This window comes from Solwaraspora sp. WMMA2059, assembly GCF_027497315.1.
In the GTDB taxonomy this organism is placed as follows: Bacteria; Actinomycetota; Actinomycetes; order Mycobacteriales; family Micromonosporaceae; genus Micromonospora_E.
Genome location: NZ_CP114908.1, coordinates 5,447,626 through 5,466,730 on the forward strand (window position 1 = coordinate 5,447,626; position 19,105 = coordinate 5,466,730).

General features: G+C 70.9%; 18 protein-coding genes and 1 tRNA gene. 10 read left to right on the forward strand and 9 right to left on the reverse strand.

The window, feature by feature from the left end; all coding sequences use genetic code 11:
* Nucleotides 1-4 precede the first annotated feature (4 nt).
* Together O7553_RS24970 and O7553_RS24975 are read right to left on the reverse strand one after the other, a co-directional pair.
* On the reverse strand, nucleotides 5-292 hold the full coding sequence (locus O7553_RS24970; protein ID WP_278173392.1) for a hypothetical protein: 288 nt from the start codon (nucleotides 290-292) through the stop codon (nucleotides 5-7).
* Entirely contained in the window at nucleotides 292-645 is a 354-nt protein-coding gene (locus O7553_RS24975) for a winged helix-turn-helix domain-containing protein (RefSeq protein ID WP_281552041.1), read from the reverse strand. The genes O7553_RS24970 and O7553_RS24975 overlap by 1 nt, the downstream gene beginning before the upstream one ends.
* A 135-nt stretch (nucleotides 646-780) precedes the next feature.
* On the opposite strand from O7553_RS24975, the gene O7553_RS24980 reads away from it, so the two are divergent.
* Nucleotides 781-1,275, forward strand: a complete 495-nt coding sequence (locus O7553_RS24980; RefSeq protein ID WP_281552042.1) for an NUDIX domain-containing protein — start codon at nucleotides 781-783, stop codon at nucleotides 1,273-1,275.
* Between the two features lie 17 nt (nucleotides 1,276-1,292).
* Here the strand turns inward: O7553_RS24980 and O7553_RS24985 are convergent, their stop codons facing one another.
* Nucleotides 1,293-2,876, reverse strand: a complete 1,584-nt coding sequence (locus O7553_RS24985) for an MDR family MFS transporter (RefSeq protein ID WP_281552043.1) — start codon at nucleotides 2,874-2,876, stop codon at nucleotides 1,293-1,295.
* Nucleotides 2,873-3,394 carry a MarR family winged helix-turn-helix transcriptional regulator gene (locus O7553_RS24990; RefSeq protein WP_281552044.1) on the reverse strand — a complete coding sequence of 174 codons (522 nt, stop codon included), beginning with the start codon at nucleotides 3,392-3,394 and terminating at the stop codon, nucleotides 2,873-2,875. Before O7553_RS24990 ends, O7553_RS24985 begins: the two co-directional genes overlap by 4 nt.
* A gap of 129 nt (nucleotides 3,395-3,523) precedes the next feature.
* On the opposite strand from O7553_RS24990, the gene rfaE2 reads away from it, so the two are divergent.
* From rfaE2 to O7553_RS25005, 3 genes are read left to right on the forward strand one after another with little or no spacing between them, the layout of a single operon-like run.
* Nucleotides 3,524-5,245 (forward strand): D-glycero-beta-D-manno-heptose 1-phosphate adenylyltransferase, encoded by a 1,722-nt coding sequence (gene rfaE2 / locus O7553_RS24995; protein WP_281552045.1) that lies wholly within the window; start codon nucleotides 3,524-3,526, stop codon nucleotides 5,243-5,245.
* Nucleotides 5,242-6,171 (forward strand): glycosyltransferase family A protein, encoded by a 930-nt coding sequence (locus tag O7553_RS25000; RefSeq protein ID WP_281552046.1) that lies wholly within the window; start codon nucleotides 5,242-5,244, stop codon nucleotides 6,169-6,171. The genes rfaE2 and O7553_RS25000 overlap by 4 nt, the downstream gene beginning before the upstream one ends.
* Complete coding sequence (locus O7553_RS25005) at nucleotides 6,168-6,572, forward strand: DUF2267 domain-containing protein (RefSeq protein ID WP_281552047.1); 405 nt, start codon at nucleotides 6,168-6,170, stop codon at nucleotides 6,570-6,572. Before O7553_RS25000 ends, O7553_RS25005 begins: the two co-directional genes overlap by 4 nt.
* On the opposite strand, the gene O7553_RS25010 is transcribed toward O7553_RS25005, so the two are convergent.
* Nucleotides 6,501-7,739 (reverse strand): glycosyltransferase family 9 protein, encoded by a 1,239-nt coding sequence (locus O7553_RS25010; RefSeq protein WP_281552048.1) that lies wholly within the window; start codon nucleotides 7,737-7,739, stop codon nucleotides 6,501-6,503. The genes O7553_RS25005 and O7553_RS25010 overlap by 72 nt on opposite strands.
* The gene (locus O7553_RS25015; RefSeq protein WP_281552049.1) at nucleotides 7,736-8,344 is read right to left on the reverse strand and encodes an Hsp20/alpha crystallin family protein; all 609 of its coding nucleotides are present in this window, start codon (nucleotides 8,342-8,344) and stop codon (nucleotides 7,736-7,738) included. The genes O7553_RS25010 and O7553_RS25015 overlap by 4 nt, the downstream gene beginning before the upstream one ends.
* A 197-nt stretch (nucleotides 8,345-8,541) precedes the next feature.
* Between O7553_RS25015 and nshR the strand changes: the two genes are divergently transcribed.
* Nucleotides 8,542-9,447 carry an NshR/TsnR family 23S rRNA methyltransferase gene (nshR, locus tag O7553_RS25020; RefSeq protein WP_281552050.1) on the forward strand — a complete coding sequence of 302 codons (906 nt, stop codon included), beginning with the start codon at nucleotides 8,542-8,544 and terminating at the stop codon, nucleotides 9,445-9,447.
* Nucleotides 9,448-9,875: 428 nt separating this feature from the next.
* Here the strand turns inward: nshR and O7553_RS25025 are convergent, their stop codons facing one another.
* Entirely contained in the window at nucleotides 9,876-11,369 is a 1,494-nt protein-coding gene (locus tag O7553_RS25025) for a fibronectin type III domain-containing protein (RefSeq protein WP_281552051.1), read from the reverse strand.
* A 662-nt stretch (nucleotides 11,370-12,031) separates the two neighbouring features.
* On the opposite strand from O7553_RS25025, the gene O7553_RS25030 reads away from it, so the two are divergent.
* The 4 genes from O7553_RS25030 to O7553_RS25045 are packed head-to-tail and all read left to right on the forward strand — an operon-like array spanning nucleotide 12,032 to nucleotide 16,105.
* Complete coding sequence (locus tag O7553_RS25030; RefSeq protein WP_281552052.1) at nucleotides 12,032-13,297, forward strand: sterol desaturase family protein; 1,266 nt, start codon at nucleotides 12,032-12,034, stop codon at nucleotides 13,295-13,297.
* A 20-nt stretch (nucleotides 13,298-13,317) separates the two neighbouring features.
* The gene (locus O7553_RS25035; RefSeq protein WP_281552053.1) at nucleotides 13,318-14,640 is read left to right on the forward strand and encodes an NAD(P)/FAD-dependent oxidoreductase; all 1,323 of its coding nucleotides are present in this window, start codon (nucleotides 13,318-13,320) and stop codon (nucleotides 14,638-14,640) included.
* Nucleotides 14,641-14,667: 27 nt separating this feature from the next.
* A complete protein-coding gene (locus O7553_RS25040) occupies nucleotides 14,668-15,048 on the forward strand; it encodes a hypothetical protein (protein ID WP_281552054.1) in 381 nt (126 codons plus the stop codon).
* 1 nt (nucleotide 15,049) lies between these two features.
* On the forward strand, nucleotides 15,050-16,105 hold the full coding sequence (locus O7553_RS25045; RefSeq protein ID WP_281552055.1) for an NADP-dependent oxidoreductase: 1,056 nt from the start codon (nucleotides 15,050-15,052) through the stop codon (nucleotides 16,103-16,105).
* 130 nt (nucleotides 16,106-16,235) lie between these two features.
* Here the strand turns inward: O7553_RS25045 and O7553_RS25050 are convergent.
* Nucleotides 16,236-16,311: transfer RNA gene (locus O7553_RS25050), tRNA-Thr, on the reverse strand.
* 122 nt (nucleotides 16,312-16,433) lie between these two features.
* On the opposite strand from O7553_RS25050, the gene O7553_RS25055 reads away from it, so the two are divergent.
* Nucleotides 16,434-18,230, forward strand: a complete 1,797-nt coding sequence (locus O7553_RS25055; protein WP_281552056.1) for a metallophosphoesterase — start codon at nucleotides 16,434-16,436, stop codon at nucleotides 18,228-18,230.
* 27 nt (nucleotides 18,231-18,257) lie between these two features.
* Here the strand turns inward: O7553_RS25055 and ricT are convergent, their stop codons facing one another.
* Complete coding sequence (gene ricT / locus O7553_RS25060; protein WP_281552057.1) at nucleotides 18,258-19,091, reverse strand: regulatory iron-sulfur-containing complex subunit RicT; 834 nt, start codon at nucleotides 19,089-19,091, stop codon at nucleotides 18,258-18,260.
* Nucleotides 19,092-19,105: the final 14 nt, after the last annotated feature.

The following is a 19,105-nucleotide window of genomic DNA, read 5'->3' on the forward strand; positions in this document are numbered from 1 at the left end:
GCGCTCATTCGACGGTCCGCAGAATCTGCTCGATGGCGCTGGTCCGGGTCCGCAGCTCGGCCAGGTCGGCCGCGACCCGCTGCTGCGTGTCGACCGAGTTCTCAGCGAGTTGCTCGTAGCGGCGGACAAGCTGACGCATCGCCTCCTCCTGGCTGGCGAGCAGCTTCGTCTTGCGGAACTCGTGCAGAGAGGCGACGACCACCACGATCAGGAACACGCCGAGGGTCAGTACGCCGAGGATGAACACGACATCTGGCCAGGTGTTGCCGCCCTCTGCGGCGAAGACGTACATCAGGACTTCTCCTTACGCGCGGGGCCCGCTGCCGACGGGTCCGGTCCGGTGAGGGTGGTCGCCGCCGCGGCGAGCGTCGACGGGGTCAGGTGCAGGGTGAAATCGGCAACCTCGTAGTACTTCATGGCTTTTCCGTCCTCGGACAGCTCGAGACTCCCGACGATCAGGCCGGCGGCTTCCAGCCGCTGCAGGTGCATGTGCAACAGCGGACGACTGATGCCGATCTCGCGGGAGAGGTGACTGACGTAGTCCCGACCGGCGGCGAGCCGGCCGAGGATCCGCAGCCGCAGCGGGTTGGCCAGCGCCGCCAGCTTCTCGACCAGATCGTCACCGGAGGGCGTGGCCGATGTCATCGCTCTCCTTCATGTGTCATGTCTATCTGACAGGTGAAAGCGTAACAGGACAGGACCACCCCGCCAACGGACGCTGAGCAGTCGCAGTCGTCCGGCCACGCGAACGTCGGTGCCCGGCTGACCTAAGGTTGACCCATGGCCAGCATCTCCTGGGCGGATTCGTACCTCGGACAGCTACGGGCGCTGGCCGGCGACCGTACCCTGATGTTCGTCGGTGCCCGCTGTGTGGTCCGCGACCCCGACGACCGGGTCCTGCTGATCCGGCGGTCGGACAACGGGCTGTGGGCGCTACCGGCCGGCGCGATGGAGCTCGGCGAGTCGATCGCCGGCTGCGCCGCCCGGGAGGTCTACGAGGAGACCGGGCTGCGGGCCGCCCGGGTCACCCCGTTCGCCATGCACACCGGCGCCGACTACACCTTCACCAACATGTTCGACGACACGTACCAGCTCTTCGTGGTCTGCTTCCGGGTCGACGGCTTCGCCGGCGAGCTGCTGACCGTCACCGACGAGACCACCGACGCCGGGTTCTTCGCGCACGCCGAGATGCCGGCCCCGTTGGCCGGCACCGTCGGCGAGACCCTCACCGATCTGGCCGCCTTCGAGCACTCCGGCCAGCTGGTGTTGAAGTAGACCCGGACGCCTACGGGCTATCCGGCGAGGTCGGCGGAGGTGGTCTGCGACTCGACCTCGCCGCGCAGCTCCCGGTCCGGCAGCACCAACGTGATCAGCACGGCGACAACCGCGACCATGCCGGTCACCAGGAACACCGTGTGCAGCGACTCCACGAAGGCGTACTGGATGGCGTCCCGGACCGGGTCGGGCAGCGCCAGGATCACCGCCGGCTGGTCGATCGAGATCTCCGCGCCGCCGGCGGCGGCGATGTCGGCGGCCTGCTCCGGCGGCAGCTGGGCGATCGCGGCGGGCATCCGGTCGGCCAGCTCACCGGTCAGCCGTGCGTTGAGCACCGCGCCGAGGATCGCGACCCCGAACGAGCCGCCGAGCGTCCGGAAGAAGGTCACCGTGGAGGTGCCGGCACCCAGGTCGCGCAGCGGGATCGCGTTCTGCACGGCGAGCACCAGCGACTGCATGGACAGCCCGAGCCCGACACCGACCGCCACCATCACCAGGAACGCCTGCCAGAGCGGGCTGGTCACCTCCAGCTGAGTGAAGAGCAGACCACCGGCGACCAGCGCCCCCGAGCCGGCCACCGGGAACCACTTGTACCGGCCGTACCGGGTCATCGCCCGTCCGGCGGCCACCGAGGTGACGATGATGCCGGCCATCATCGGCAGCATCAGCAGACCACTGGCCGTCGGTGAGGCGCCCTTGACGATCTGCAGGTAGAGCGGGATGAAGATGATCGACCCGAACATGGCCAGACCGAGCACGAAGCCGGCGGCGTTGGCCAGCGCGAAGGTCGGTTCCCGGAACAGCCTCAGCGGCAGGATCGGCTCGGCGACCCGGGACTCCTGGACGAGGAAGATCGCGGCGAGGACCGCGCCGACGGCGAACAGTCCGATGATCACCGGGGAGCCCCAGGCGTACTCGCCGCCACCCCAGCTCAGCGCCAGCAGGATGGCGCTGACCCCGGCCACCAGCAGGGTCGCGCCGAGCCAGTCGATCGCGTGGTCCCGCCGCCGGAACGGGATCAGCCGCATCACGTACCAGCAGATGACCATCGCGATGATCGCCAGCGGCACGTTGATGTAGAAGATCCAGCGCCAGTTCGTCTCCGCGAAGTAGCCGCCGGCCAGCGGCCCGGCCACCGACGCCAGGCCGAAGACGGCGCCGAACAGGCCCTGGTAGCGCCCGCGGTCGCGGGGCGACACAACGTCCGAGATAATGGTGAACGCAAGGGTCATCAGACCGCCGGCGCCGAGCCCCTGCAGGCCCCGGGTGACGATCAGCTGGGTCATGTTCTGCGACATGCCGGCCAGCAACGAGCCCAGCAGGAACATCCCGATCGCGAACAGGAACACCGGTCGGCGGCCGATCAGGTCGGCGGTCTTGCCGTACAGCGGCGTCGACGCGGTGGACGCCAGCAGGTACGCGGTGACCACCCACGAGTAGTGGTTGATCCCGCCCAGCTCGCCGACGATGGTGGGCAGCGCCACCCCGACGATGGTCTGGTCGAGCGCGGCCAGCAGCATCCCGGTCATCAGGCTGGCCAGCAGCAGCAGGATCTGCCGGCGACTGAGCGCTGGCGCGACCCGCTCCTCTGTGGTCGTCATTGTGGTGTTTCCCCTTCCCCCCGCGGACAGCGATCCGCCGGATCCGTCCCCCCGTAGCGGGCGGTGATCGTCTCGTTGAGCCGGGTCAGCAACCGCCCGAACTCGCTCATCTCGTCCGGGGACCAGTCGGCCAGCAGGTCCCGCATCGCGCCCACCCAGATCGCCCGGTTGCGGGTGTAGACCTGCACGCCGAGCTCGGTCGCCGCGATCACGCTGGCCCGCCGGTCGGTGGGATCCGGCGTACGGGTGGCCAGCCCGGCCGCCTCCAGCGCGGCGACCTGGCGGCTCACCGTGGACAGGTCCAGGCCGAGGCCGTCGGCGAGCACGCTGAGCCGGGCCGGTCGGTCGCCGGCGATCCGCACCAGCAGGGTGTACGCCGCCCGCTCCAGCGGCGGGTCGAACCGCAGCCGTTGGTAGAACATGTGCACCGACCGGTGGAAGACGCCGAACTGCTTGCCGAGGGCGATGAGCTCCGCGTCGGGACCGGTCGGCGGGTCGGTGTGCACCGCCGATCTCACCCAATCCGATAGTTGCTTGCTACAAGCATTCTGCCATGCCGGAGCGGAAAGCCAACCGATATATCTGTGATCCCCGACATGTACCGACCCGCACGTTTGACCGCGCCCGTCCCGGGCACCCGCTGCCCCATGCGGCCCTCGTCCAACGACCAGCGGCACCGCACCGGGCCGGCCGGCCCTGCCGGACCGCCCGGCGGCGCCGATCCCACCGGCCTCGGCGACCTCGTCGCGCAGTGGTCCGGCCACCCCGTCCTGGTCGTCGGTGACGCGATGCTCGACGAATGGCGGTTCGCCACCTCCACCCGGCTCTGCCGGGAGGCACCCGCCCCGGTGCTCGCCCTGGACCGGCGCCAGATCGCCGCCGGCGGTGCCGCGAACACCGCGGTCAACCTCGCCGCGCTCGGCGCCCGCCCGCTGCTGGTCGCCCCGATCGGCGTCGACCCGGTCGGCGACCAGGTGGCCCGCTGCCTGCACCGGGCCGGCGGGCAGGACCGGATGGTCGCCCAGCCGGGCACCCGTACCCCGGTGAAACGTCGGCTGCTCGCCGCCGACCAGATCCTGCTCCGCGAGGACGACGGCGGGCCGGCCGGCCCGCTCCCGGCCGAACAGGTCGAACGGCTGCTCGCCGCGCTCGTCGCCAGCACCGAGGAGATCCGGCTCGGCCCCGCCGAGCCGGATGTCGACGGCACCGGGGCGAATCCCGACGTGGTCCGGCCCGACCTGGTCATCTGCGACTACGGGCTCGGCGCGCTGCCCGACCGGATCCGCCGATGGCTGATCCGGCACCGGGACCGGTACGGCACCGTGGCCCTCGACGCCCACGACCTCACCCGGTGGTCCGGGCTGCGACCGACCCTGATCACGCCCAGCATCGCCGAGGCCGCACCGGTCGTCGGCGAACCCACGCCGGACCGCGACCGCGTCGCCGCCGCCCGGCGGCTGCTGCCCCGGCTGCACGCCGCAACCGGGGCGGACCTGGTGGCGGTGACCCTGGACACCGACGGCTCAGTCGTCGGCGACCGCAGCGGCGCCACGCACCACTGCCGTACCGAACCGGTCGCGGCCAGCCGGGCGGTCGGCGCCGGCGACACCTACCTGGCCGCTCTCACCCTGTCGGTGGTCGCCGGTGCCACCCTGCCGGTCGCCGGCGAGCTGGCCCAGCTCGCCGCCGCGCTGACCGTAGGAGACTGCGGCACCTGCGTCTGCCACCGAGACACGCTGACCGACGCGTTGACCGAGGCGTTCCCGGCCGCGGCCGAAAGCGGCGGCCGGCGGGTCACCACCCCGGCTGCGACCCCGGCCGCCGGGACCGACCCCGCCGACCTCGTCGAGCAGGTACGCGTACAGCGTGCCGCCGGAGCCCGGATCGTCTTCACCAACGGCTGCTTCGACGTGCTGCACCGCGGGCACGTCGGCTACCTGGCGGAGGCCGCCGCCCTCGGTGACCTGCTGATCGTCGCCGTCAACTCGGACCACAGCGTGCGGCGGCTGAAAGGGCCGGACCGGCCGGTCAATCCGGCCGAGGACCGGGTCGCCGTGCTCGCCGCGCTGACCAGCGTCGACCACGTGGTGGTCTTCGAGGAGGACTCCCCGGCCGGGCTGATCGAGCGGATCCGGCCGGACGTCTACGTCAAGGGCGGCGACTACCCGCCGGACATGGTGCCCGAAGCGCCGCTGGTCCGCCAGCTCGGCGGGGCGGTGCACATCCTCGGCTACGTCGCGGACCGGTCCACCACGGCGGTCATCGAACGGATCCGGTCGGCGGCCGCCCCGATCAACCCGACCAGCGGGCCGGCCGGCCCACCCGAAGCGCACCCGGAACCCCAAGCACACCCGGAAGGAGCCCGATGAGCAGACCGCTGCCGCCCGGGGACCCGGTCGAGTTCCGCCGCAACCGGCTGCTCGACGTACTCGTCCCGACCCGCAACCGAGCCGCCGAGCTGGCCGCCACCCTCGCCGGGCTCGCCGCGCAAGATGCCCCCGACGGGTTCGGGGTGGTGGTCAGCGACCAGTCCGACGGCGGGCCGGCGTGGGCCGACCCGGCCGCCGCCACCATGGTGCGGGCGCTGCGGCACACCGGTCACCCGGTGCTGCTCACCCGGCGGCTGCCCCGGCGCGGGCTGGCCGAGCACCGGGCGTACCTGCTCAGTCTCTCCACCGCCCGACTGGTGCTCATGCTCGACGACGACGTCTGGCTCGCCCCCGGCACGATCGACCGACTGGTCACCGCGATCACCGAACTGCGTTGTGGCTTCGTCGGCAACGCCGTACACGGATTGTCCTACCTGGATGACGTACGGCCGCAGGACCACGACGGGTACGTCGAATGGGACGGCCGGCCGGAGCCGGAACGGATTCGCCCCGGTACGCCGCAGTGGTCGCGCGCCCGGCTGCACTCGGCCGCCAACCTGCTGCACGTCACCGAACGGCTCCAGCTGGGCGAGGGCCAGTGGCGGGCGTACCGGGTGTCCTGGATCGGCGGGTGCGTGCTGTTCGACCGGGCCAAGCTGGTCGCCGCCGGCGGTTTCGACTTCTGGCCCCGGATGCCGGTCGAGCACCAGGGCGAGGACGTCGCCGCCCAGCTGGCGGTGCTCAGCCGCTACGGCGGTGCCGGCATCGTGCCCAGCGGCGCGTTCCACCTGGAGTCACCGACCACGGTCACCGACCGGCGGGTCGAATGCTGGCAGCTGCTGCTCGACGAGGAGGACACGACCGGGTACGCCCCGGCGGCGGCCGACAGCGGGTCACGGCATCAGCGGCAGGAGGTCGGACCGTGACGGTACGGCTGGCCCGCCCGACCACCACGATCTGGCAGCTGGACGTGGCGGTGCTGCGTACCCTCGTCGAACTGCTGCCCGACGGCGAGGCGGCGCTGCTGGTCGACGCGCTGCCGCCGCTGCTGGCGATGGCGGCCCGTCCGGACCCGGACCACCGCCCGGACCCGGAGCACCGGCCGGAGCGGTTCGACGCCGCCGAGCTGGTCCGGCGGGTCCGCCGCCGGACCGCCCGGTACGACGCCGACGACCGGACGGTTCGCGACGGTGTGCGGTCCGCGTTGGACCGCGTCGCCGGCTACTGCCCGGCCGGGGTGCTGTACCGGGTGCAGCTACCGTTGCCCGACGACGTCCGGAAGTTGTTCCCCCCGCCGGTCCAGGTGCACGCCGCCGGCGCCGGCTGACTCCCCCCAGCCGCCGGACGCCGCAGGAGCCAGCTCCAGCACCGCGTCGACCACCTCGGCGACCGGCACGTCGGTCACGAACGACTCCTGATGGCCACAGTCGCGCCCGTCGCCCCGGGCCGGGAAGCCGACCGTACTGACGTCCATCCCGCACACCGGGCAGTGGATGGTGAACGCGGCCAGCGGGCGGTGCCGGCCGCGTACCGGCGGGGCACCGTTGAGCAGGTTGCCGATCCAGTAGATGCCGACCGTCGGCGCGCCTACCGCGGCCGCCAGGTGCAGCGGGCCGGTGTCGTTGGCGACCAGGACCGCGCAGCCGGCCAGCAGCCCGGCCAGGCCGCCCAGGCTCAACTCGTCCACGACGGTCCGCACCGGCCGGGCCGTCGCCGCGCTGACCTCGGCGACCACGTCCCGCTCCGGCCCGGTGCCGGTCACCAGCACCTCGAAACCACGGTCGGTCAGCGCGTCGGCGACCGCTGCGAACCGGTCCGCCGGCCACCGTCGGCGCGGGTCGCTGGCCCCCGGGTGCAGCACCACCCTGGGCCGCCGGGCCGGGCCGAGCACCCGGTCCGCCTCGGCCCGGTCGGCGCCGGTCACCGGCACCGTGGGCTGCAGCGTCACCGGTTCGGCACCGACGAGCCCGGCCACCTCCAGGTAGCGGAACACCTCGGGCTGGTAGTAGACGTACCGGATCCAGTGGTCCAGCGGCGGCGCGTCGGCCGCCCGCAATCCGGCGGTGACCCGCGCGCCCAGCGCCGCGACCAGCGGATTGCTGTTGCGGCCGCCGCCGTGCAACTGCACCGCAAGGTCGAACGACTCACGCCGGGCCCGGTCCAGGAACTGGGTCATCGTGACCGGCTCGTCGTCGGGCTGCGCCGCCCGGATACCGTCCGCGGCCGGCACCACCAGCACCCGGTCCACCGGGCCCGGCCGGTCGGCCACCGGCCGGGCATCCAGCCAGCGGGCATGCCAGGGCGCGCCGAGCAGCACCAGCTCCGCCTGCGGGTACGCGGCCCGCAACGCGGTCAACGCCGGGACGGCGAAAATGAAGTCACCGAGCGCGTTGGCGCGCAGCACCGCGATCCGGTGCACGTCCGGCACCAGCCGGTCGCCGGCAGCGTCGACGGTCAGGGCCAGCGTGGCCGGCCGGGCCGGGTCGGCGGTCATCGGGCGGTGCTGGCCTGCTGCCGCTGCGGGTCCGCCTCACCCGCGTACGGATGGTGCATCTCCCGGTCGGCGGCCGGATCGATCTCCTCCGCGACGGTCCCGGTGCCGTCCGTGGTGATCCGGACCTGTTCGGCCCGGCCGGACCGGGCGGCGACCGAACCGGCGGTCGGCTGCTGGTGCTGCGGCCGGCCCACGGTGATCGACCGGCGGCCGCCCGGCTCGGCCCGGGGCATCGTGACGGTGAGCAGTCCGTGGTCCATCACCGCGTCCATCCGGTGTACGTCCACCCCGCTGGGCAGGCGCAGCCGGTACTCGAAGCCGCGCTCGGTCGAACCGGTGTCCGCCAGCCCGTTGTCGACGTTGACCTCCTGCTCGGACCGGCCCCGCAGGCACAGGTCCGCGCCGTCGATCTCCACCGCCACCTCCTCCGGCGCGACGCCGGGCAGCCGGGCGACCACCCGCCAGCCGTCGTCGGTGTCCAGCAGCTCGACCTCGGGTACGCCGGCGTCGCCGCCGAAGACCCGGCCCAGCTCCGACCAGAGCGACTGCAGACTGCCGATCGGATCCCAGCCGCGTTCCTGCATCTGGTCGCGGGGTTGGCTCATCGGACACCTCCCGTGCGGTTCGGCCGGGCGGGAGGGTGGACCCGCCCGGTCAGTGGGGCAGCATCCCCGGCGCGTACCCCTGGATCGGGGCGGCAAACCCGGTGCGGTGCCGGCGCTCGGCGACCGGGGCTAGGGCCGGGCTTCGGCCCGGACCGGCGGCGGCGGGGCCGGCCCCGGGGTGGGTTAGGGTCGTTGCCGTGGCGGAACTCGATGTCATCACCGAGCGGTCGGATCCGGCGGTCCAGCGGATCATTGACGTCACCAAGCATTCGCGATCCGTCGTTCGCACCGTGCTGATCGAGGACACCGAGCCGCTCGTGCAGGCGATTCACGCCGGGCTGGAGTTCATCGAGGTCTACGGGGTGCAGACCAGCCCGCTGGCCGACGAGGTGATCACCGCATGCCGGCGGGAGAGAATCCCGGTCCGCCTGGTAGCGGCTCCGATCATGAACGACCTGTTCCGGACCGACAAGAAGCCCAAGGCGTTCGGGATTGCCCGGGTCCCGAGACCGTGGAGCTTCGACGAGCTGTCCCGGACGACCGGCGACCTCGTCGTCCTGGACGGGGTGAAGATCGTCGGCAACATCGGGGCCATCGTGCGCACGTCGTTCGCGCTCGGCGCCGGCGGCATCGTGCTGGTGGACAGCGATCTGACCACCATCGCGGACCGGCGGCTGATCAGAGCCAGCCGGGGCTACGTCTTCTCGCTGCCGATCGTGCTCGCGTCGCGGGCCGAGGCGACCGGATACTTCCGGCGCACCGGCATCCCGTTGATCGCCTTCGACGCCGACGGCGATCTCGCGGTCAGCGATCTGCGTGACGCGGACGAGCAGCTCGCCCTGCTGCTGGGTAGCGAGAAGACCGGCACGTCGCGTTCCTTCGAGAGCATCTCCCGCCATTCGGTGTCGATCCCCATCGACCCGGCCGCGGAGTCGCTGAACGTCTCCGTCTGCGCCGGGATCGCACTGTACGAGCGTTACCACTGGAACCTCGCCGACCGTCGGCGCCCGCCACAGCCTGCGGCGCCAGCTCAGCAGCAGCCCGCCAAGCGCCGCACCAGAAGGCCGGCGTCGTCGTCCGGCGGGCCGGGCCGCCGCCGCTGACCACCTCAACGAGTTGGTTGATCCGCCGGCTGCCACCGCAGATCGGGCCCATCGTCGACGTCTATACGCGTTGGTGACTTCAGGTGCTTTCCTTGCAGCGATAGGTTACCTCCATGGTCCGGACTACCGGTTCAGGCTTGATGCCAGAGGTGCATCAAGATGCACCTCTGGCATCACGTCATCGAACACACCCTTGGCCCCTCGGAGCCGGCGAGGGGCATCTCGCCGAGGCACCGACCACCACCCGCCACTCACGGTGTCCCTGTACGACGCGGTGAACTCCGGCCGGCTCCACCTCGCCCGCCTACGTACGGCCGGTCTGCCGCAGCCCCGCGCGTGCGACGGTCGGATCCGTCCTGGTGATCGACGGCGCCGGCCCGGCGCTGACGACGGCACGGCCGAAACCCCGTTGGGCGGCGTCGCCTGCTCTACGGCGGCGGATAGAACATGCCCTGCGCGGTCACCGACGGACTGGCCGCCGACTCGTTGCCGGCGGCGTCGACGGCGACCACCGTGTACGTGTGCCAGGTCCCCCCGCCCACCGGCAGCGTCAGCTGGGTCCCGTCGGTCGCGCCGACGACGGTCGCTCCCTCGTACACCCGGTAGCTGACGGCGGGCTCGCCTCCGACGGAGGCAGACCACACCAGGGTGAGCCGAGCGTCGGTGGGCCAGTTGCCGGGGGTGTTGCCGGTCACCTCGAGCGACGCCGGTGCCGCCGGCCGGGCGGCGGGACCGGGTGCGGTGGTGACCCGCGCCGGGGCGGAGCGTGGGGTCTCGCCGCAGGGCTGAGGGAGGGTCGCGCTGACCCGGTAGACGTGCCGGGACGCCGACGGCAGCCCGGAGACGACCGTCTCCGGGTAGCGGGAGGTGGCGACAGCCGTGTCACCGTCCCAGACGGTGTACGAGGTGGCGGTCGCGTCGAAGGTCCAGCTCAGCCGCACCGACGACGGGGAGAGCGCGGTCGCCGCCAGCCCGACCGGCCGGGGCGGGCTGCCCAGGCAGGTCTCGGTGCTGGCTGACACCGCCGGGCTGTGCGCCGACTCGTTGCCGGCGGAATCGAGCGCGGCGACGGTGAAGCGGTGCCAGGTGGCGTGGAAGAGCCGCTGGACGGTGGCCGTGGTGCCGACGCTGACGGCGACCCGGGTGCCACCCTCGTAGACCGCGTACCGGTCCGGCGGCGGTCCGGCCGGCGCGGTCCAGGCCAGGCTGATGGTGGTGTCGGTGCGCCCGGTGACGGTCAGGCCGGTAGGCGGGCCGTGCGGCGCGGGATCACCGGCGGCGGTCGTGGCGCTGGTCGAGCCGACCGGTTCGGTGGATCCGGGACCGCACTGGTTGAGCCGGTAGAGCCGGATCTGGTGATCGGTGGCGGGCGCCAGACCGCCGACCCGGGCGCTGGTCAGCGACGTCCAGCCCAGGCTGACGCCGTTCACCCGCAGTTCCAGCTCGCCGCCGAGCGGATGCCGGGGCCAGGAGAGCGAGACCGCCGACGCGGTCGCGGCGGTGACGGTGATCGGCAGGGTCGGGGTCGGCAGACACTCCGGGTTGACCCCGGAGAGCCAGGAGCGGCCGGTCACCGGGTCGGTCGGCGCCGACTCCCGGCCGCGCCGGTCGACGGCGGTGACGGTGTACGCGTGCGACGACCCGAAGGGCACGCTCATCGTCGTCGAGGTGGTGCTGGTGCGGGCGACCACTTCTCCGCCCTCGTACACCCGGAAGGAGTGGACCCGTGGCCCGGTGGGCGGTTGCTGCCAGGTCAGGCTGATCGCGACGCCGTTGGTGCTGGCCCACAGCGCGGTTGGGGTCGTCGGGCCGGCCGGTCCGCCGTACCGCGCGGCGGCGGGGGATGCGCCGAGCAGGATGACGGCGATGAGTGCGGCGCTGGTCAGCGCGGCGGCGCCGCGCCAGTGGGATGGGGTACGCACGGCTGTCCCTCCGTTGACACCAACCAGTTATCGATTTCGATCGATCACATCTAGGGAACCGGTGCGTCGACGCCATGTCAAGCGCAGGCCGACCACACCCGCGGGCATCGCTGCGCTCATCGCCGCCAATCCCACCCATACCCCGCAGACCGACCAGGTGCCGCGCGGTGACCGACGGTCTTGCGGAAGGTTGAGACGCCGCCGCACCCCCACCCTGAACTGAACAGCTAAGTGGACAGAGGGTCCGGCCCATCAAAAAGACCCTTATGTCATGACAAAAATGAACCAGTTCTTGTTTGAGTTGCAGGCTTGAGATATTCAGATGGTGATAGAGAACTACCGATCATGACGTCTATTTGGATTACTGACTGGGGACCGGCAACACAGAACAAAAGATGATCTGGCACCACCCAGACGTGAACTGGTTCTCACAAAGAAGTTCACGCATGACCGACACTCGATGGACCGCAGCAAGATTCAGGCCCACACCAAGGGATCGCGCTCTTCGTTGATCAAGGCGCATTTTTGGTAAAGGCCAGAGCACCCCGCAAGGCTAGCCGTTTCATCTGTTGGAAAGTGCGCCTCCACCGCACGCCCTGCGTTCAACGCGATTGGCCGCCCCTTCGGCGGTGATCGACAGAACGACCTGCGATGGAGAGAACGTGAACATCTCCCACGAGTACGACAGCGCCCTGTCCCCGCCTGCACCAGAGCCCTGCTCCATCGCCATGGTTCGCGCCGCCGCACAGATCGCGACGTATCCGATCCTGGTCGTCGCCATGATCGTGGTCAGCGTGATCGCGCTCGCCTATCTTGCAATGTTTGAGCGTCTGATCCCGTACGAGCCCAACTGGCACCCGAGCCTACGTGAGTGGCGCCGGTACGGGATCTACTTCCTGCTTACCCTGCTCGGCGGCGGGCTGGCACAGCTGCCGATCATGGCTGTCGTCGGGGCGGTCGCCGCACCCCAGGGGTGGCTGCCGCTGTGGGTGGAGATGCCGTTCGCGCTGCTGCTCGGCTCGCTGGCCAACTATGTGATGCACCGGCTCGGGCACACCAACGCCTGGCTGTGGCAACTCCACGGAGTGCACCACGCGCCGGACAAGGTCAATGTCGGCAACAACGGCGTCAACCACATCTTCGACATCGTGCTCGCCCAGGGTGTGGTGCAGTTGACGCTCGCCTTCGCCGGCTTCTCCGAGCCGGCCGTCTTCGTCATCGGCCTGTTCGTCATCGTGCAGGGCTACTTCATCCACGCCAACATCGACGTACGCATCGGTTGGCTGAACTATGTCTTCACCAGTCCGGAGCAGCACCGTCTACATCACGGCACGGACCTCGCCGAGGCGGGAAATTTCGGCTCCGATCTGTCGATCTGGGATCAGCTCTTCGGCACCTTCACATGGCGTTCGGGTCGCCGCCCGGTAGCGATCGGGCTGCACAATCCGACATCGTTCCCACCGACCGGCGACGTCGTTGCCAGCCTGTTGCACCCGTGGCGCGCCCGCGCCGGTGCCGAGCGCCTGCGCCGGCACACCGGTTCGGAGATCGTCGCCCAGGAGACCCGGGAACAGGCCCGCGAATACATCGAGTTCTGCGCCCGTACCCCGAACCTGGGGTCCGTCGCGGCACCGGTGACGGTGATCAGCGACCAGGACCGGATGGAGTTCTACGCAGCGGGTACGCGCGGCAGCTGGGCTGGCGCGTCACGCAGCCACGACGGCCTGCTCGCCGGGTTCGGCACCCACGCCGAGATGTTCGACCAGGAATACGCCTCCCGCAACGCCGGCCTGGTCCGTGACGTCCTGGCGGGCTCCGGTGCCGAACACGGCTCCGGTTCCGGCACCGGTTCCGGCACCGGTTCCGCCGCCGGAGAACGTCCCGCGCCCGCTATGAACCCCGACCCGTCGCTCGCCCCAGTGGACTGACCATCAAGGAGGCACCGACCATGCCAGAGTCGAAACCCGCCCGGGAAACGATGATCATCATCGGTGGTGGCCTCGGTGGTCTCGCCACCGGCTGCTACGCGCAGATGAACGGCTACCGCACCCACACGTTCGAGATGCACGAGTTGCCGGGCGGCTGCTGCACCGCCTGGGACCAGGGTGAGTTCACCTTCGACTGGTGCGTGAGCTGGCTGCTCGGCAGCGGGCCCGGCAACGACATGCACCAGATCTGGCTCGAACTCGGCGCGCTGCAGGGCAAGGAGATGCGCGACTTCGAGACGTTCAACATCATCCGTGGCCGGGACGGGCGGACCGTCTACTTCTACTCCGACCCTGACCGGTTGCAGGAGCACCTGCTGTGGCACTCGCCCGCCGACGCGCGGCTCATCCGCGACTTCTGCGCCGGAATCCGCACCTTCAAGAAGCTGCTCAACGCCTACCCGTTCCTCAAGCCGGTCGGCCTGATGCGGCCGTGGGAACGGTGGCGGATGCTCGCCGCCTTCCTGCCGCACTTCAACACCATCCGCAGGTCGATCACGACACTGATGACCGACTACTCCGCCAAATTCAAGGATCCGCTGCTGCGGGAGGCGTTCAACTTCATCCTGTACGAGCGACATGCGAGCTTTCCGGTGCTGCCCTTCTACTTCCAACTCGCGGCGCACGCCGGGCGCACCGCCGGCGTGCCGGAAGGGGGTTCGCTCGGGCTGGCCCGCTCGATCGAGCAGCGCTACCTGCGGCTCGGAGGCAAGATCACGTACAACGCGAAGGTCGACGAGGTGCTGGTCGAGAACGACCGGGCGGTCGGGGTCCGACTCAGCGACGGACGTGAGCACCGCGCCGACATCGTCGTCGCCACCTGCGACGGGCACACGACGGTCACCAAGCTGCTGAACGGCCGCTACCTCAACGAGACCTACCGTCGCCTGTACACCGAGACCATCGACGAGCCAGGCCAGATCTACCCCGGGTACGTCAGCGCGTTCTTCGGCCTCGACCGGCCGTATCCGGACGCAGACCCGTGCACCACTCACCTGCTGTCGCCCGAGGAGGCGACGGACCTGGTCGGCATCGGCGAGCACCCCAGCGTCAACGTACAGTTCCGCAGCCGGCACTATCCCGAGCTCTCCCCGGCGGAGACCTCGGTCGTGTTCGTCACCTTCTTCTCCGACACCGGCGCCTGGCGGCAGCTGGTGGCGGGACCGGAGCAGGCGAGCCGGGTCCGCAAGGGCCAACTGCTGCACACCCTGCGGGTGCGCCGTGGCCGCACCTACTACGCCGCGAAGCGACAGGTGCGCACCGCCCTGCTCGGCCTGCTGGACTAGCGTTACCCCGGGCTCGCAGACACGGTCGTGGCGCACGACATCGCGACACCGCTGACGCAGATCCGCTACACCGCCAACCACGACGGCTCGATCGCCGGCTGGCAACCGTTCGTCGACGGCGGCGAGACGATGGAAAAGGAGCTGGAAAAGCACGGCCCGGTGCTCCCCGGGCTGGCCGATTTCTACCTGGCCGGGGTCTGGACCACGATCGGCGGGCTCATCCGGGCGGCTGCCAGCGGCCGTCATGTCGTGCAGTTCATCTGCCGCGACGACGGTCGGCCCTTCACCGCCGACATCGACGACACGGCGCCGCCGCCCACGCAGGTGACGGTGCCCGTGCCGGCCACACCCTCGCTGGCCTCCCCGGCCGAGGGACACCCGTCCGTTCTCACCCGGCAAGGAGCCTGACTTGAAGATCGCGAAGTGGGTCGTGCGCGAGCATGTCGACGGCGTCCCCGACGTCGGCCGGATCTACGAGAAGGTGACCGAGGAGGCACCGGTAGCGCTCGGTGACGACGAGATGCTGTTTCAGACGCGGTACGTCTCGGTCGATCCGTACCTGCACGGGCTCGCCCTGGAGACGCCGGTCGGGCAGCACATGATCGCCGACTCGATCATGGAGGTGGTCGAGGCCGGACCGGACGCCCGCTTCCAGGTGGGAGACCTGGTCCAGGGCTATGGCGGTTGGCGTAGCCACGTCGTCGGCACCGGCGGCGAGGTGCTGTGGCAGGGGGAGACGTTCCCGATGGTCTTTCCCGCCTACCGCAAGCTGAATCCGCAGCACTACGACGACGTGCTGCCGGTGACGACGGCGCTGGGAATCATGGGAGGGCCGGGCATCACCGCGTGGGGCACGCTGACGCATTTCCTGACGGTCCGCCCTGGTGACACGCTGGTGATCAGCGGTGCCTCGGGGGCCATCGGGACCCTGGTCGGGCAGCTCGCCAAGCGGGCCGGTGCGCGGCTGGTGGGGACTACCGCGTCCGCGGAGAAGGTCCCGTTCCTCACCGAACTCGGCTTCGACGCCGTCGTCGAGTACCGACACGGTGACGAGCCGGGCCGGGTACGGGAGGCGCTGGTCAAAGCCGCCCCGGACGGCGTCGACAGATACTTCGACAATCTCGGTGGCACGGTCACCGACATGGTCTTCACGATGCTGAACGTGCACAGCCGGGTCGCGGTCTGCTGGCAGTGGGCCACCCAGGTGGGCCGCGAACAGACCGGGCTACGTCTCCTGCCGATGATCATGTACCCCCGTGCGACCATCCGGGGCATGTTCGCGCACGAGTGGTTCACCGAGGAGAACCTGTCGAAGATGCGCGACGAACTCGGCGGCATGGTCCGTCGCGGGGAACTGAGCTACCAGCAGACCGTCCACCACGGATTCGACGAGATTCCGAACGCGTACCACAGTCTCTACCACAACCGGGGCGGTAACCGGGGCAAGGTCCTGGTCGCCGTGTAGCTTGCAGGGAGCCGCCAGGTGCCCTCAACCTGATCGCCGGTAGGCGTTCGTGGGGTTTCCGGGGGGCGATTCAAAATTCCATCGATGAAACGAGGCCCTGACCAGCGAACTTGCCGGTCAGGGCCTCTCCTGGAGCCGCCTGACGGAATCGAACCGTCGACCTACGCATTACGAGTGCGTCGCTCTGCCGACTGAGCTAAGGCGGCAACGATCAACCAGTGTACGGCACCGGGCGGCGATCACGCCGGGCGGCCGAGAGGCACCGACGGGACGGCCTGGGCCGACCACGGGTGACAGGCGTCGATGACCGACAGTAGGCTCCGGACGTGTGACGGACGAACCGAGCACGCCTGCCCCAGCCGCCGACCCGGCCGGCCCCGGCCCAGCCGGCCCCGGCCCAGCCGGCCCCGGGCCGGTCGATCCGGCCCCACCCGCCGCCGAGCATCACCGGCCCCGGTCGCTGGACCCGAGGGAGCTCGGCTTCACCCCCCGGCCCCCGGTGCCCTGGCTGGCCCCGATGCTGCTGCTCAGCACCGGCCTGCGCACCCTGCTGGCGACGCTGTTCGGCGCCTACCTCGACAAGCGGGAACTGCAGGGCGCGCTCCCCGGCGACGTGCACCACCACGACGCCGTCGACGGGGAGCTGTGGATCGACTACGTGGCCGACCTCGGTGACGGCTTCCCGGCGACCTACTCGCTGGCGTACCTGCTGGCGCAGCCGGAGCTGGACGTCGACGGCGCCGGCCGGCTGCGCCGCGGCGACCTGCTGGTGATGGGCGGCGACCAGGTCTACCCGGCGGCCAGCGGCGAGGCGTACGAGGACCGGAGCAAGGGGCCGTACCAGGCGGCCTTCCCGAAGCCGCCGGTCGGGCAGCCGCGACCCACGCTGTACGCCATCCCCGGCAACCACGACTGGTACGACGGGCTCACCGCGTTCCTGCGGCTGTTCGCCCGTCGGCGCGACGCCACCATCGGCGGCTGGCGGACCGAGCAGAAACGGTCGTACTTCGCCACCCGGCTGCCGAACGACTGGTGGCTGTTCGCCATCGACGAGCAGTTCGGCGCGTACCTGGACGACCCGCAGCTGATCTACTTCGAGAAGGCGGCCGAGCAGCTCAAGCCGGGTGACCGGGTGATCCTGGCCGTGCCGGAACCGACCTGGGTCAAGGCGGTCGGCGACCCGCAGGCCTACGACGCGGTCGACTACTTCCTGCGTACGGTGATCGAGCCGACCGGTGCCCGGGTGCCGCTGACGATCTCCGGCGACCAGCACCACTACGCCCGCTACGCCAACCCGGACCGGCAGCTGATCACCTGCGGGGGCGGCGGCGCCTACCTGTCGGCGACACACAAGCTGCCCGAGCGGATCACCGTACCGCCGGTCGACACCCTTGCCCGCAACGCCAGCCCGCAACGCGACTACGAGCTGGCCGGCCGCTACCCGGACGCGGCCCGGTCCCGCCGCTACAGCTGGGGGATCTTCCACCGGCTGCCGCGCCGCAACCCGGGCTTCGCCACCCTGCTCGGCACCCTGCAGACGCTGCTGATGCTGGCCGTCGCCGGGGTCATCGTCTCCTGGGCCGACCCCGACAACCAGCGGCTGTTCAGTATCCCGCTGGTCGCGATGGTGGTGCTCACCCTCGCCGCGTCGGTGCTCTTCGCCAAGCCGCCGAGCGCCAGCGGCGCCCGACATTCCCGGCACTGGCTGCTCGGGCTCGGGCACGGTGTCGCGCACATCGCGCTGGCCTGGGTCGGTGCGCTGATCTGGCTGGAGCTGCCGTTCGTCGACTGGCCCTGGCCATTGCCGGTGGTCGCCGCCGCAGTCGTCTACGGCCCGGTCGCCGGGCTGGTCGCCAGCCAGTTGACCGCCGGCTACCTGGTGCTGGCCGGTGCGTTCGACGTCAACCTCAACGAGCTGTTCGCCGGGCAGGGCATCGAGGACTCGAAGTGCTTCATCCGGATGCGGATCGCCGCCGACGGGTCGCTGACCCTCTACCCGGTGGCCGTCGACCGGGTGTGTCGGCGCTGGCGGGCCGACCCGCAGGCCCCCGCGCACGCCCCGTGGATCGTGCCGGAGCAGCCGCTGGCCACCCGACTGGCCGAGGAACCGATCACCATCCGCTGAACCGACGACGTCCGGTGCGCCGCGAGGTCAGCCGTACGCCTGGTCGTGGGCGCGGCGCGGACCGCAGACGTCGGCCAGGGCGCACCGTTTCACCGCCCCGTCGGCAATCTGCCGTACGGTGACCGACTCGCTCGGCGGATGCCGCGACACCACCTTGGCCGGCCCGTCCGGGGTCTCGACGCGCTGGCCCGAGGTGGGGTAACTGCTGCTGTCCGCGTACAGCGGATGTTCGTACTTGAGGCAGCACATCAGCCGGCCGCAGGCGCCGGAGATGCGCAGCGGGTTGAGCGGCAGATCCTGGTCCTTGGCCATCCGGATGGTCACCGGCTCGAAATCGGTGAGGAAGGTGGCGCAGCACAGGTCCCGGCCGCAGGAGCCGATCCCGCCCTGCACCCGGGCCGAGTCGCGGGCCGACAGCTGCCGCAGCTCCACCCGGCAGTGCAGGGTCGCACCGAGGTCACGCACCAGCGACCGGAAGTCGACCCGGTGCGGTGCGGTGAAGTAGATGGTGGCCCGGGCGCTGTTCAGCGACCCCGGCTCCAGCACGTGGTCGACGGCGACCACCTTCATCGGCAGCCCGTGCTCGCGGATCAGCCGCTTCGCCGCGACCTTCGCCTCCGCCTTGCGTTTGCGTTGCACCTCGTCGCGGTGCAGGTCCTGCTCGGTGGCCAGGCCGGCCAGCCGGGGAAAGCCGTCGGTGGGATCGTCGACCCACTGCGGGGCCCAGACGCACTCGGCGACCTCGGCGCCGTCGTCGGTGGGCACCAGCACCTTGTCGCCGACCGCCGGTCGCAGATCACCGGGGTCGAGGTAGAAGAGGCGCCCGTACCGGTTGAAGCTGACCGCGCAGAGCATCCCCATGGCCCTACCCTACG

Coding starts and splice junctions, on each gene's coding strand:
- O7553_RS24970 (WP_278173392.1), bottom strand. CDS start 292: ATGTACGTCTTCGCCGCAGAGGGCGGCAACACCTGGCCAGATGTCGTG.
- O7553_RS24975 (WP_281552041.1), bottom strand. CDS start 645: ATGACATCGGCCACGCCCTCCGGTGACGATCTGGTCGAGAAGCTGGCG.
- O7553_RS24980 (WP_281552042.1), top strand. CDS start 781: ATGGCCAGCATCTCCTGGGCGGATTCGTACCTCGGACAGCTACGGGCG.
- O7553_RS24985 (WP_281552043.1), bottom strand. CDS start 2,876: ATGACGACCACAGAGGAGCGGGTCGCGCCAGCGCTCAGTCGCCGGCAG.
- rfaE2 (WP_281552045.1), top strand. CDS start 3,524: ATGCGGCCCTCGTCCAACGACCAGCGGCACCGCACCGGGCCGGCCGGC.
- O7553_RS25000 (WP_281552046.1), top strand. CDS start 5,242: ATGAGCAGACCGCTGCCGCCCGGGGACCCGGTCGAGTTCCGCCGCAAC.
- O7553_RS25010 (WP_281552048.1), bottom strand. CDS start 7,739: ATGACCGCCGACCCGGCCCGGCCGGCCACGCTGGCCCTGACCGTCGAC.
- O7553_RS25015 (WP_281552049.1), bottom strand. CDS start 8,344: ATGAGCCAACCCCGCGACCAGATGCAGGAACGCGGCTGGGATCCGATC.
- O7553_RS25035 (WP_281552053.1), top strand. CDS start 13,318: ATGCCAGAGTCGAAACCCGCCCGGGAAACGATGATCATCATCGGTGGT.
- ricT (WP_281552057.1), bottom strand. CDS start 19,091: ATGGGGATGCTCTGCGCGGTCAGCTTCAACCGGTACGGGCGCCTCTTC.